10 protein-coding genes and 2 tRNA genes are annotated in these 14,063 nt (G+C 68.6%); 2 read left to right on the top strand and 10 right to left on the bottom strand.

The genetic code is table 11. The features are described from left to right. Window positions 1-109 precede the first annotated feature (109 nt). Both AC3A4E_RS12395 and AC3A4E_RS12390 read left to right on the top strand, forming a co-directional pair. Window positions 110-196: transfer RNA gene (locus tag AC3A4E_RS12395), tRNA-Leu, on the top strand. Between the two features lie 343 nt (window positions 197-539). Then, window positions 540-626: transfer RNA gene (locus AC3A4E_RS12390), tRNA-Leu, on the top strand. A gap of 176 nt (window positions 627-802) precedes the next feature. Here AC3A4E_RS12390 and cydX read toward each other — a convergent pair. The 10 genes from cydX to AC3A4E_RS12340 form a co-directional block, all read right to left on the bottom strand. Then, window positions 803-916, bottom strand: a complete 114-nt coding sequence (cydX, locus tag AC3A4E_RS12385) for a cytochrome bd-I oxidase subunit CydX (protein ID WP_487631741.1) — start codon at window positions 914-916, stop codon at window positions 803-805. A 19-nt stretch (window positions 917-935) separates the two neighbouring features. Continuing rightward, a complete protein-coding gene (cydB, locus tag AC3A4E_RS12380; protein WP_487631740.1) occupies window positions 936-2,084 on the bottom strand; it encodes a cytochrome d ubiquinol oxidase subunit II in 1,149 nt (382 codons plus the stop codon). A 21-nt stretch (window positions 2,085-2,105) separates the two neighbouring features. Continuing rightward, window positions 2,106-3,731 (bottom strand): cytochrome ubiquinol oxidase subunit I, encoded by a 1,626-nt coding sequence (locus AC3A4E_RS12375; protein WP_487631739.1) that lies wholly within the window; start codon window positions 3,729-3,731, stop codon window positions 2,106-2,108. Between the two features lie 123 nt (window positions 3,732-3,854). After that, complete coding sequence (locus AC3A4E_RS12370; protein ID WP_487631738.1) at window positions 3,855-4,658, bottom strand: heme ABC transporter ATP-binding protein; 804 nt, start codon at window positions 4,656-4,658, stop codon at window positions 3,855-3,857. Next, a complete protein-coding gene (locus AC3A4E_RS12365) occupies window positions 4,655-5,707 on the bottom strand; it encodes a FecCD family ABC transporter permease (RefSeq protein ID WP_332076615.1) in 1,053 nt (350 codons plus the stop codon). The genes AC3A4E_RS12370 and AC3A4E_RS12365 overlap by 4 nt, the downstream gene beginning before the upstream one ends. Further along, entirely contained in the window at window positions 5,704-6,753 is a 1,050-nt protein-coding gene (locus tag AC3A4E_RS12360) for a heme/hemin ABC transporter substrate-binding protein (protein ID WP_487631737.1), read from the bottom strand. Before AC3A4E_RS12360 ends, AC3A4E_RS12365 begins: the two co-directional genes overlap by 4 nt. Before the next feature lie 67 nt (window positions 6,754-6,820). Further along, complete coding sequence (locus AC3A4E_RS12355) at window positions 6,821-8,200, bottom strand: YncE family protein (RefSeq protein WP_487631736.1); 1,380 nt, start codon at window positions 8,198-8,200, stop codon at window positions 6,821-6,823. Between the two features lie 146 nt (window positions 8,201-8,346). Then, entirely contained in the window at window positions 8,347-9,396 is a 1,050-nt protein-coding gene (locus tag AC3A4E_RS12350; RefSeq protein ID WP_487631735.1) for an alpha/beta hydrolase, read from the bottom strand. Between the two features lie 8 nt (window positions 9,397-9,404). Then, window positions 9,405-11,636: a FepA family TonB-dependent siderophore receptor gene (locus tag AC3A4E_RS12345; RefSeq protein WP_487631734.1), complete on the bottom strand. Its 2,232-nt coding sequence runs from the start codon at window positions 11,634-11,636 to the stop codon at window positions 9,405-9,407. A 243-nt stretch (window positions 11,637-11,879) separates the two neighbouring features. After that, window positions 11,880-13,949 carry a TonB-dependent receptor domain-containing protein gene (locus AC3A4E_RS12340; RefSeq protein WP_487631733.1) on the bottom strand — a complete coding sequence of 690 codons (2,070 nt, stop codon included), beginning with the start codon at window positions 13,947-13,949 and terminating at the stop codon, window positions 11,880-11,882. Window positions 13,950-14,063: the final 114 nt, after the last annotated feature.

Raw genomic sequence — 14,063 nt, 5'->3', positions numbered from 1 at the left:
AGGCTCGCCCGCGAGGCTGGCGTCGATGCGTCGCCGGCGATGCCAGCACAGCGCGCAAGAATTCCGTTGACAAGCGGGGGAGGCATCGACAACATACGCGCCCTGACCTGCCCGGGTGGCGGAATTGGTAGACGCACTAGCTTCAGGTGCTAGCGGGGGCAACTCCGTGGAGGTTCGAGTCCTCTCCCGGGCACCAAGGTCATCACGGCCTTACCAGCCGTGAACATCAAACCCGCAATCGCGGGTTTTTTTGTGCCTGCGTTTTACGCAGATTCTGCTGAGGATGCAGTCAGCGCGGGCACGCACCTTGCGCGTTCCGTCCGTCACCAGCCGCCGCGACCGGTCCAGCTGTCCGGTGCGCTGCACGGAGGATCTCTCACGCAGGATGCGCGGCATCATGGCGGCTGCCGTGTGCCTGACCGGTCTGTGCGGCGCCGGCATCGCGGCTGCGTTCCGCGATGCGCGCGACACTACATCGATATCGGCATGCATTGCATTGACAGCCGACGGGCCGCCCCCCAGAATTGTCGGCCTGACCTGCCCGGGTGGCGGAATTGGTAGACGCACTAGCTTCAGGTGCTAGCGGGGGCAACTCCGTGGAGGTTCGAGTCCTCTCCCGGGCACCAAGGTCATCACAGCCTTACCAGCCGTGAACATCAAACCCGCAATCGCGGGTTTTTTTGTGCCCGATGCATTTCCGGATTGCCCCTGCGACGCGGGGATGACGGCCTCCACGTGCGCCGGCATACGGAAAGGCCCGCGCACTGCTGCGCGGGCCTTCCATGACGTGCGTCGAGCGGCATCACGCGTCGTCGCGTGCCTCACGGCGTTGCTCGCGTACCTCGAACCACATCCCGTTGAGGATCGCGAACGTGGCGGCGAGGCCGATGCCGAGGATCCAGGCGAAATACCACATGGCGGAGCTCCTTCGAGTGTCAGTAGGCGTTCGGGGTGTCGGCAACGCTGGCGTCGGTGACCTTGCCGCGCAGCACGCGGTAGACCCAGCTCGTGTAGACCAGGATCAGCGGCAGGAACACGACGGTCGCCAGCAGCATGATCCACAGCGTCAGACGGCTGCTGGATGCATCCCACAGGGTCAGTCCGGCGTCGGGCATGGTCGAGGAGGGCAGCAGGAACGGAAACAGCGCAAAGCCCACAGTGAGGATCACGCTGGCGATCGACAGGCCTGACGCGATGAAGGCCAGACCGCCGCGGCGCGCGCGCAGCAGCGCGGCGGAGGCCAGCGCACCCGCCACGCCCAGCAACGGTGCGAGCATCGTCCACGGCAGCGTGCGGTAGTTCTCCATCCACAGGCCCGACGCGGTGCGCACGCTCTTGTGCAGCGGGTTGGACGCCATCGCGCCATCGATCGCCGAGTCGATGCGGAACCCGGTGATGCCGGTGGCGATCCACACCCCTGCGGCGACGAACAATGCGGCCGCGACCAGTGCGGCGATGCTGCCGTAGCGCGATGCCCGGTTGGCGATGGGGCCATCGGTCTTGATCACCAGCATCGCCGCGCCGTGCGCGACCAGCAGGCTCACGCTGACCAGGCCCGCCAGCAGCGCGAACGGGGTGAGCAGGTCGAAGAAGCCGCCGGTGTAGACCGCGCGCAGCTCGGGGGTGAAATGGAACGGCACACCCAGCAGCACGTTGCCCACCGCCACACCGAAGATCAGCGCCGGCACCGCGCCGCCGACGAACAGCGCCCAGTCCCAGGTCTCGCGCCAGCGCGGGTCTTCCACCTTGCCGCGGAACTTGAAGCCGACCGGCCGCAGGATGAGCGCGAACAGGATCAGGAACATCGCCAGGTAGAAGCCCGAGAAACTCACCGCGTACAGCGGCGGAAACGCGGCGAAGATCGCACCGCCGCCGAGGATCAACCAGACCTGGTTGCCCTCCCAGACCGGACCGATGGTGTTGACGACGATGCGTCGTTCGGCATCGGTCTTCGCGACGAACGGCAGCAACGCGCCGACACCGAGGTCGAAGCCGTCCATGACCGCGAAGCCGATCAGCAGCACGCCCAGCAGCAGCCACCAGATCAGGCGCAGCGTGGCGTAATCGAGGGGGATGAAGTCCATGGGAAATCCTCGTGGAGCGCGTCAGGCGCGCGTGGCAGGCGGCGGGTCGAGCGCGTCGAGCGCCAGCCGGTCGATATCCGGGGCGACGTCGTCGACCGCGGCGGGCGCGCCGTCGCCGATGGGCGGCGCGAGGATGTCCGGGCCCTTGCCGATGGCGCGGAGCATCAGCTTCGCCGCGACGATCGCCAGTCCCGTGTAGATGATCACGAAGCCGGCCAGCGAGATCAGGATGTCCTTGAGGGCGATGCCGGACGCGGCGTAGAACGTCGGCAGCACGCCTTCCACCGCCCAGGGCTGGCGGCCGTACTCGGCGACGAACCAGCCGCATTCGATCGCGATCCACGGCAGTGGCAGGCTCCACAGTGCGATCCACAGGAAGCGCCGGCTGTCCTCGATGCGGTTGCGCGTCACCAGCCAGAACGCGAAGGCGAAGAAGGCGATCAGGTAGAACCCGATGCCGGCCATGATGCGGAACGTCCAGAACAGCGGTGCCACGCGCGGCACGGTGTCCATCGCGGCCTGCGAGATGTCCTGCTCGGTCGCATCGAGAATGTCGTCGCGATAGCGCTTGAGCAGCAGGCCGTGCCCCAGGTCCGACCAGTGCCGGTCGAACGCGGCGCGCGCTGCGGCGTCGGTCCGGTCCTCGCGCAGGGCCTCCAGCGCCGCATAGGCGAGCTGGCCGCCGCGGATGCGTACCTCGGCGCGTTCGACCAGTTCCAGGATGCCGGGGATCTCGCCGTCCAGCGAGCGCGTCGCCATCAGGCCCATGAGGTAGGGAATCTTGATCTCGAAGCGGTTGTGCTGGTCGGCCTGGCTGGGCAGGCCGATCACGGTAAAGCCGGCCGGTGCGGGCTCGGTGTGCCACATCGCCTCGATCGCGGCGAGCTTCATCTTCTGGTGTTCGGTCGCCGCGTAGCCGCTCTCGTCCCCGAGCACCACGACGCTCAGTGCCGAGGCCAGGCCGAAACTCGCGGCCACCGCGATCGAGCGGCGCGCGATGTCCTTGTGCTTGCCGCGCAACAGATAGAACGCGCTGACCGACATCACGAAGATCGCGCCGGTCACGTAGCCGGCCGAGACCGTGTGCACGAACTTCGCCTGCGCGACCGGGTTGAAGATCACCGCCATGAAGTCCGTGATCTCCATGCGCATCGTGTCGGGGTTGAACACCGCGCCGACCGGGTTCTGCATCCAGCCGTTGGCGACCAGAATCCACAGCGCGGAGAAGTTCGCGCCCAGCGCGACGAGCCAGGTCACCACCAGGTGCTGCACCTTCGACAGGCGGTTCCAGCCGAAGAAGAACAGGCCGATGAAGGTGGCTTCCAGGAAGAACGCCATCAGGCCTTCGATCGCCAGCGGCGCGCCGAAGATGTCGCCGACGTAGTGGCTGTAGTAGGCCCAGTTCATGCCGAACTGGAACTCCATGACGATGCCGGTCGCCACGCCCATCGCGAAGTTGATGCCGAACAGCACGCCCCAGAACAGGGTCATCCGGCGCCAGATGTCGCGGCCGGTCATCACGTAGACGCTCTCCATGATCGCCATCAGGAAGGAGAGCCCGAGCGTCAGCGGGACGAACAGGAAGTGGTACATCGCGGTCAGGGCGAACTGCAGGCGCGACAGTTCGACGACGGTCATGTCGATCATGGGAGGGGGCCGGAACGGGTCATGCGCGCAATGCTGCGCCGCCGCTGACCGCCCGGCATTGATCAGGATCAATGCGCCGCACCGGCCGGTCTGCACACGATGCGGGCATCGCCCGCGCGGGGCTCAGCCGTCGCTGCGCGGGTCGTCGCTGACGACCAGCGGCACGCCGCGGGTCGGGTGCTCCAGCACGAGGACCGGCTGCGCGTAGACGCGTTCGATCGTCGCCTGCGTCAGCACTTCGCGCGGGGTGCCGTCGGCGGCGATGCGGCCCTGGTGCAGCATCGCGATGCGGTCGGCGTAGCCGGCGGCGAGGTTGAGGTCGTGCAGGACGACGATCACGCAGGCGCCATCGTCGGCGAGGCCGCGGGCGATGCGCAGCACGGCTTCCTGGTGCTGCAGGTCGAGCGCGGCGGTGGGTTCGTCGAGGAACACGACCGGTGTGGTTTGCGCCAGCACGCGGGCGAACGCGGTGCGCGAGGCCTCGCCGCCGGAGAGCGTCTGTACGTCGCGGCCTTCAAAGTGCAGGACGTCGGCGGAGGCCAGCGCGGCATCGACAATGCGGCCGTCGGTTTCGGGATCCGGCGCATGCGGCAGGCGGCCCATCGCGACGACTTCGCGCACGCTGAAGCCGAAGCGCACCGCGTGATCCTGCGGCAGCACGCTGCGCTCGCGGGCGAGCGGGCGGGCCTTCCAATCGCGCAGTTCGGCGCCCGACAAGCGCACGCGGCCGGCGGCCGGCACGAGATCACCACTGGCGACCGCGAGCAGGGTCGACTTGCCGGCGCCGTTGGGGCCGACCAGTGCGGTGAGCGTGCCGCGCGCGAAGCGCAGGTCGATCGCGTCGAGAATCGCGCGGCCGTCGATGCGCACGGTCACGCCGTCGAGCGCGAGCACGTCGTGCGCGGCGTCGGGTACGTCGTGACTCATGCGGCGCCCTTGCGGCGCAGGACCAGCCACAGGAAGAACGGCGCGCCGAGCGCGGCCGAGAACAGGCCGAGCGGAATCTCCGACGGCGGATCGAGGCTGCGCGCGGCGGTGTCGGCGACGACGATCAGCAGGCCGCCGGCGACCGCCGACAGCGGCACCAGCCAGCGATGGCCGGGGCCGGCGAGCAGACGTACGAAATGCGGCACCACCAGGCCGACGAAACCGACCACGCCGGCGAACGCGACCGCCGAGCCGACCAGCAACGCGCAAACCGCGATCAGCATCAGCCGCGCGCGCTTGACGTCCAGACCGATGTGCTGCGCCTGACGTTCGCCGAGCGCCAGCATGTCCAGCGGCGTCGCCAGCGCGCGCAATGCGACCGCGCCGAGCGCGAATGCCGGCAGGGCGGCCAGCATCGAATTCCAGTTCGCCATCGCCAGCGAGCCCATCTGCCAGAACACCAGCGACTGCAGTTCGTCGGCATCGGCGATGTAGGTGAAGAACCCGATCGCCGCGGAACACGCCGCCGCGATCGCGATGCCAACCAGCAGCAGCGTCGCGGTGCCGGTGCCGCGATCGGGACGTGCCAGCACGTAGATCAGCGTCGTCGTCGCCGCGCCGCCGAGGAAGGCCGCCACCGGAATCGTCCACGCGCCGAATGCGGTCAGCCCGAGCACGATCGCCGACACTGCGCCGAGCGCGGCGCCATGGGTCACGCCGACGATGCCGGGATCGGCCAGCGGATTGCCGAACAGGCCCTGCAGCCCCGCGCCGGCCATCGCCAGCGACGCGCCGACGATCACCGCCAGCAGCGCACGCGGCACGCGCAGATTCCAGACCACCGAAATGTCGCGTTGCGTGAGTGCACCTGCATCGACGAGACCCAGCTTGTGCGCGATCACGTGCACCACGTCGCCGGGTGGAATGCGCAGCGGACCAATGCCGAACGACAGCACGATCACGACCACCAGCAACGCCAGCATGCCGACGAACAGCAGCCCGCCAGGCGGTCGCCGGACCAGTCCCGTGCGTCGTGCCGCCCCGGTCATGCGCCGGGCGGGGCGTCGAGTCCGGCGGCCAGCGTGGTCAGCGCCTCCGCCAGTGCGATGGCGCCGGTGCCGCCGGCGATGCTGCTGACCTTGAGCTGCGTGTCGGGCATCACCCAGACGCGGTTGGCGAGTCCGGCCGGCGTCTGCTGCAGCGTCGGATACGCCTTCCACAGACCGGCTTCGCCGCCGAATACGCGCAGGTCGTCCTCGCTGACGAGGATCACCTCCGGTTCGACCGCGACGATGCCTTCGTTGCTGAGCTGCGAATAGTTGGCGACCTTGGCTTCGTCGCCGACATTGATGCCGCCGGCGAGGCGGATCAGCACCGCGGCTGCGGTATCGGCGCCGCCGACGGTCGGCGAACCGCCGCCCCCGGTGGCGGAAATGTGGATCACGCGCGGCTTGCGCGTGTGGGTTGCGGCGATGCGCGCGGCTTCGTCGAGCTGCTGCTGCACCTGCGTGGCGAGCTGTTCGCCTTCGTCGGCGTGGCCGAACACGGTGGCGAGCTTGCGCACCTTGTCGGGAATCGGCTGCAGTTCGTCGACGATCACCAGCGCCTGGCCGGCATCGCGCAGCGGCTGGGCGAGCTTGCCATGGCGGCGCAGGCTGTTGCCGACGAACAGGGTGCCGTCGAGGCTCAGGATGCCTTCGACGCCCGTGGTGCGGTTGAACAGGAAGTGGTGCTGCGCATCGCGGCCGGTCTCGGTGACGGCATTGGTCGGTGCGGCGAACACCTGGTCGGACAGGCCGAGTGAATCCATGACCATCACGATGTCGTCGTTGCCGACGATCGTGCGGCTGGTATCGGCGATGGTGACGTCGACGCCGTCATCGGACCGCACCGTGACCGGCAGGTCCTGCTGCGAGCGTGCGACGCGCGGGATGTCGGTGCCGGCGATCCGCAGCCAGCCATCGGACAGGGCGTCCGGCGTGGCCCGTGCGTCGGTTGCCGACGTGGCGCCGGGCGGTGTGGACGACGGCGCACAGGCGGCCAGTGCGCAGGCGAGGGCGAGGATCAACGGGGCGCGCAGGCGGCGTTCGGACATCTGGGTTTCCATCGCAGCAAAAAAAAACAGCGGCCGGACCGGGTCTGGCCGCTGCGATACACCGATTTTAGTTGGTTTTCGGCGTGATCCGGCGGACGTGGTCGCCGGCCGGGTCTTCGGCGCCGCGCGACTTGTTGATCGAGAACACATGGCCGCGACCGTCGGTGGCGATGTGGTTCGGGAACGTGCCGCCCTCCAGATTGCCCACGACCTGGCCGTCGCCGCTGACCACGGTCACGGTGCCGGCGCCGCGGTTCGGCACGAAAGCCAGACCCGACTGCGCGTCGAAGGCGACGTTCAGCGCGCCTGCGCCGACGTAGACATCGTGCAGCACGGTGCCGGCTTCGGCATCGACGATCAGCACGTTGTCGCTGCCCTGCGAGGCGACGTACAGACGCTTGTTCGCCGCATCGAAGGCCACGCCCGATGCGCCGTTGGCGTTGGGCAGCGCGAACACCTTCTCGACAGTGCCGTTGGAACCGTCGATGACGGCCGCTTCGCCTGTCATGCTGACGGTGTAGACGCGGCCGGTGGTCTCGTCGACCGCCAGGCTCATCGGGCCGAACTTCTCGCCGCGGATCGAGGACTGGATCTCGACCGGCGCCAGCGGCTCGAGGGTCTTCGCATCGAACACGGCCAGCGTCGGCTCGAACGCCGCCGAGGCGTAGACGCGACCGTCCCTGGTGTCGACGATGATGTCGCGCGCATGCGGCACCAGGCCCGACTCGAACTGCTTCACCAGCGACAGGTCGGACTGGTTGTAGACGGCGACGGTGTTGTCACGGGTATTGGTGACCCAGACGTGGCCGTTGACGTCGTCGACGCCCACGCCATAGACCGCGTAGACGCGATCGTTGGTCTGGCCTTCGACCTTGGCCGGGGTGACGCGCGCGACGATCTCGAGCGTCTGTGGGTCGACCTTGACCAGCTCGGACTGGGTGACCGGCGGACGGCCGACGGCGGCGGTGACGAACAGCGCATCGCTCTTCGCGCTGTAGGCCGACTGGTACAGGCCCTGTACCAGCTTGTTGCTGGCGACGTCGAAGCGGTCGGCGCCCGACAGCGGCAGTTCCTTCGAGATCTTCAGGTCGAACACGGTGGCGGCATCCGGATTGGCGGCGCGCACGACGACCGGATGACGGCCGGTCACGGCGTCGGCCGGGATCTGCACATTGCCCTTGAAGCGGCCTTCGGCATCGGCGGTCCAGGGCTGGGCGTTGAGCACGGTTTCGCCGCGCAGCAGCGTGACCGACTGGCCCGGCTTGAAGCCGGTGCCATTGAGTTCGACCGTATCGCCGGCCTTGACCACCGGGCTGCCGGCGCGGACCGCACCCGTGAAGTTGGTATCGGGCTGGCCGAAGCTCTGGGCACCCGCGGCGCCGACGGCGGCGCAAAGGGCGAGGGACAGGGCGGCAAGCCGCAGGCGACGCGGGAACAGCGTTTGCATGACGAACTCCTGGAGCGTTGGTTGGACCGGCATTCCGTATCGCCGGAGGTGAAAGCGGGACGTGCAGTTGAATCGGGTGACACGGGCCGGCGTGGCCCGGAACGCAGACGGACGGATGCGACGCGATGGCGGATCCGGTGCTGCGGTCAGCGGTTCGGGTCCACCCCGTCGGCGTGGCTGGGCGTGTCGCTGTGGTCGGCGACACCGGTGATCGCGTGCAGCGCCCACATCAGCGAGGCGCGGAACATCGGGCCGTGGGTGAGGGCAGGGAACTCGCGGTATTCGACCTGCAGGCCATCGACGTCCGACAGGCGCGCGGCGAGCTTCTCGGCCGAGTCCGGCGGTGCGGCTTCGATGCGGCGCAGATGCACCTGCACGCGCGGGTCGTCGAGATCGCGGTGCGCGATCTGGCGGGTGCGCTCGCCTTCGCCAAGGCCGATCAGCACGCGTGCCGGACGCCCCGCGTTGTTGGCGACGAAGCGCTGCTCCGGTGCGCCGAGCAGGGCGCCATCGCCCCACCACAGCGAAGGACTGCCCGCGGCATAGGTGTCGAAGGCGCCGGTGCGCGTGTACAGCGTGTGCAGCGTGAACAGTCCGGCAAGCGAATGGCCCCACAGGGTCTGGCGCGCGGGATCGGTGGTGACGCGGCGTTCCACCTCGGGGCGGATCGCGCGTTCGATGACTTCGAGCAGAGCGTCGGCGCCGCCGCCACCGGTGATCGTGGTGCCGTCGCGCACCGGCCGTTCGCCGGTGAACGGCGTGTAGTCGCGGGTCCGGGCCTCGGAATCGATGCGCAGGTCGTTGGCATAGCCGACGAACACCAGGGCATGCGGCACAGGCTGCGCCGCCAGTTCGGCCAGCAGCGCGTCGTCGAATTCGATCAGCGCCGCGTTGCCGTCGAGCATCCAGAACGCCGGCCAGCCCTCGGCGGGTGCCTGCGCCGTCTTCGGCACCGCGACATGCACACGCCAGGTGCGCTGGCCGTCGGCACTGCGGATGTCGAAGCGTTCGAACGCGTAGTGCTGCGACGCATGACTGGCGACGGTGTCGCCGATCGAGCGGGTCGGATCACGCTGCTGGGCCTGCGCGGTGGACGGCACGGCCTGCAGCGCGAGCAGCAGGCCAGCGGCCGCGGCCAGCGTGGCGACGCGTGACAGGCGGTGGGACTTCGGGCGATGGGTGCGCATACGGGACATCGTGGGCATCAGAACCCGATGTTCGTGCTGACGAACCATGCCCGTCCAGCTTCGTTGTAGGTCCACGCGCCCGCGCCCTGGATCTCGTTCGGCGTGCCGAGGTTGACGCCCGAGGCGTTGCCGCGCCGGAAGATGCGCTTGTCGAGCAGATTGTCGACGCCCAGCACGACACTGACGCGGTCGGTGATGCGGTAGCGGCCGCTGAGGCCGACCAGGCTGTAGGGCGGCATGCGGTCGGCGGCGCTGCCGGTGACCGGTCGGCCCTGGTAGTCGAGACGCTGCGGGGTCTGTTCGCCGTAGAACGTGGCGCGGGCCAGCAGCGCCAGACGCGCCGTGGCCTGCCAGTCGAGCGCGGTGTTGACCGTGTATTCGGGAATCGTCGACAGCGCGTCGCCGGTGCTGCGGTTCTCCGACTCGAGCATCCAGGTCACGTTGGTGTTCCAGCGCAGGGCATCGCCCAGCGGCAGCTCCAGGCTGCCCTCCAGGCCTTCGATCACGGCCTTGGGGATGTTGTCCCAGCGGAACACGTTGACGGTGCCGACGCGGTCGACGATCACGTGGCCGGCTTCGACCTTGTCGCGATAGTCGTTGTGGAACCAGGTCAGCCCGGCCTGGATGCGACCGTCGGCGAACTGCACCCCCAGTTCCTTGTTGATGCTGGTCTCGACGTCCAGCGCATCGTTGCCGACCAGGAAGCAGGCACCGCCGCCGCCCCAGCAGCCGATGCCGTTGCTGTAGAGCGAATAGCCGGCGTTGCTCTGGTAGAGGTTGGGCGCCTTGTAGGCGCGGGCGATGCCGGCCCGCAGGGTCCAGTCGGGCAGGAACTCGAACGCGGTGTTGAGCGCCGGGCTGAGGTTGCCGCCGTGGCGGTCGTGATGGTCGTAGCGCAGGGTCGGCGTCACCGTCAGGCGGTCGCCGATGTAGAGGTTGTCCTCGACGAACACCGAGGCGATGCGCGCATCGGTGCGGCCGTCCCACGTGGTCGGCGGCACCGGCACGTTCGGCTGCGGGTTGCGGTTCTTGAGACCGGACGCGGTGTCCTCGAGCCGGCTGTCGACCCATTCGGCGCCGAAGGTCAGCACGTGGTCGACGGTCGCGCCGTCGATGGTGTGGTTGATCTCGCCGTGCAGGGTGGCCGTGCGCAGGTCGATGTCGCCGAAACCGCCGTCGACGATGAAGATGCCTTCGGTGCCACCGGCCAGGCCTTCGAGCAGACGCGTGTTGCGGGTCTGCTCGAGCGCCGCGTAGACCAGCGAGCGCGTGGCGTCGCCGTAGGCACCGCGATGGCTGAGATCGAAGGTCTGGCGGTAGACGCGGTTTGTCTCCGCGCCGAGCCACTTGAGCACTTCCGGGTTGCGGTTGGTGTTCTGGGTGTCACCGGTGTAGAGGTTGCCCTGGCGGCTGAAGCCTGCGCCGAAGTCGATGCGGTGGTCGGGGGCGATGTCCCACAGCAGCTTGGCCGACACGTTGCGGTTGCGCACGCCTTCACGACCGGCCGGGAATGTGCCGGCGTTGCTGCCTGTGCGCCTGGACGCGTGGCCGCGGTTGATGTCGAAATCGTCCGAGTCCGCCTTGCCGTCGCTGCCCGAGAGGCGGAACGACAGGCGGTCCGACAGCGGACCACTCATCTGCAGGCCCGCGCGCTGGCTGCCGCCGTCGACGCCGTGCGTCGGCACCGAGCCGTAGAGGTTGAGTGAGCCACCGAAGGCGTCGGAGGGCGCACGGGTGACGATGTTGACCACACCGCCGGCGGCGCCGTTGCCGTAGCGCGCCGCGGCCGGGCCGCGCAGTACCTCGATGCGTTCGATCTGCTCGGGCGCCACCCAGCTGGTGTCGCCGCGCGAGTCACGCTCGCCGCGCCAGCCGTAGCGCACCGAGTTGCGGCTCGAGACCGGGATGCCATCGACCAGGATCAGCGTGTTCTCCGGGCCCATGCCGCGGATGTCGATCTGGCGGTTGTTGCCGCGCTGGCCACTGGTGGAATTGCCGGTGAGGTTCACGCCGGGCAGGGTGCGCAGGAACTCGGAGATGTCGTTGCGCGGCGGCTGCCGTTCGATGTCGTCGGCCAGGATCGTCGATGCGCCCAGTGCCTGGCGCGCGATCTGTTCGGCCGTCACGCGCACCGTGTCCAGCGTGCGGGCATCGTCGTCCTGCGCCCAGACAGGCTGGGCGAGCAGCACTGCGATCGCGCAGGCGAGCATCGAACGGTGGGGGCGGAACGGGAGGGAGGACGTGCGCATGGGGGACCGCGATTGGACATGGGAATGCCTGCGAGCAGGCGTCACGGCGCGTGTCGCACGGGGCGGCGGGGCGCGGAGACGTTCAGCAGGCGTGAAGAATTGTAATACGAATAATTCTTAATTACAGATCTGTGTTCAGCCGTCGGGCGTGCACCGGCGCCTTCCAGGTGGTCGCGCCGGGCACTTCTGACTCACCGTCGGGCGCGACGCCGACCTGCGGCGCCGCGCCCACGGGTGACGCAATCAGAAGCGCGCGGTCACGCCGGCAAAGAAGGTGCGTGCACCGCCGTCATAGTTGAGGCCCTCTTCCAGCGTCGAGGCGTCGGTCAGGTTGCGGACACCGGCGCGCAGGGTGAGGTGTCGGTTGACCTGGAAGCCGGTGCCCACGTCCCACGTGGTGTAGGCCTTGGCGAACGTGGCGGTGCTGGTGGCGACCAGCTGTTCGCCCACGTGCTGGCCGGTCAGATACAGCGACCAGGCATCGGTGACCTGCCAGTCCAGCGAGGTGTTGGCGGTGATCTTCGGCACGACCAGCAGGTTCGCACCGGTGGTGCGGTTGCTGGACTCCAGCATCCGGGTGGCGTTGACGCTCCAGCCCAGACGCGCATGCAGCGGTACACGGACGCTGGCCTCGACACCGCGGGTGCGCGCTTCCTGGATGTTCTGCGCGACCGTCCACCAGAACCCGTTGACGTAGCTCGAATCGAAGCCCGGCAGGTCGCGCAGCGGGACCTGCTCGATCTTGTCTTCGAAGTCGGTATGGAAGTAGGTGGCCGCCAGCGACCAGCCGTCGCGGTCGAAACCGGCGCCGATCTCGTAGTTGGTGCTGGTCTCCGGTTCGAGGTTCGGGTTGCCTGCCATGTAGCAGCCGCGCGTGCCGTCGGCATTGGGGCGGTAGCCCGGCGCGCTGGTGTTGTTGGACCAGCCTTCGGCGGTCAGGCTGCCGCAGCCGTTGCCGCCGGACTGGGTCGCCGCGCCGGCCGTGCCCTGCTTGAGGTTGGGTGCGCGGAAGCCGCGGGAGACGCCGCCGCGGACGGTCCACGCCTCGGACGGATGCCAGACGCCATAGATGCGCGGGCTCAGGTTGTCGTCGTAGTTCTCGGTGTTGTCCCAGCGCAGGCCGAGGGTGAGGATCAGGTTCTCGCGCAGCGAGACGTGATCTTCGGCGAACAGCGCCCAGGCATCGGCCGCGTTCTTCGGGCTGATCCGGCCGCTGCCGGTCCAGGTCACCGGCACCGTGCCGATGGTGTCGACGTTCTGCAGTTCCTCGCGCTTCCACTGGCCGCCCACATTGAGCGCATGCGCGAAGCCCCAATCGAAGCCGGTGTTGAACACCGCATCGAACACGGTTTCCTTGGACTGGTTGCCGACCGCGCTGCCCCTGTCTTCGTATTCGTTGGTGACCAGGGTGGTCTTGGAGGTCGACGCGTTGCCGTAGCGGCCGTCGTGGCTGAGCACGTAGCCGGTGTGGACCAGCCTGGACAGGCCGAATGCGGAGACCAGGCCGGCACCTGTATTGCGCTGCACGCCGCGCGACGCCTCGACCGCGACCGAGTGATCGTCGTTGATGCGCCAGGCGAGCAGGGCGTTCGCGGTTTCCGCGCGGTTACCCGGGGTCTGGCCACGCCCGGTGTCGGATTCGCGATCGGTCAGGTTGGCGCCGACGCGCAGACCGAGGCGGTCGGTCAGCGGGCCGCTGAACTGCGCGCCGAGCTGGGTGGTGTCGCCACGCGTGCTGGAATCGGGCGTGCTGTGATTGAGGGTCACGTTGCCGCCCCATTCGGAGGCGATCTTGCGGGTGATGATGTTGATCACACCGCCCATCGCATCCGAGCCGTACAGCGACGACATCGGGCCGCGCACGACCTCGATGCGTTCGATCATGTCCGGCGACAGCCAGTCGAGATCCTGCGAACCGAGGTTGTCGCGGTAGTTCACGCCGGACGAATTGCCCTGGCGGCGACCGTCGATGAGGATCAGCGTGTACTGCTCGGGCAGCCCGCGCAGGCGGATCTTCGCCTGTGCCCCGGAGAGCGCGTAGCCACCGGTGACGCCCGGGATGGTGCTCAGCAACTGGCCGATGCTGCTGACCGGCTTGCGCTCGATTTCCTCGCGCGTGATCACGCTGATGCTGGCCGGCGCGTCCTTGATCCACTGCTGCACGCCCGTGGCCGTGACCACGACGGTATCGAGGCTGCGCGGCGCTGCGTCGGCGTCGTCGGCATTCGCCGTGGACGACAGGACCAGACCGAGAGCGAGGGTGAGCGGCAGCAGGACGGGGCCGCGCGGGCGGGGCAGGGAACGGGCGTGCATGTCGGAATCCAGAGATGTGGGGAAAGTCCTCTGGCGACGGCTGGGACGGGGCGCGTCGGACGGCAGGCGTCGACGGCGGCGGGATTGTAATAAGAATTATTCTCAAATAGAAGA

The organism is Luteimonas sp. Soil_N_1 (assembly GCF_057656255.1).
Note: the sequence above shows the minus strand (reverse complement) of the source record. Positions and strands in the feature narration are given on the sequence as shown.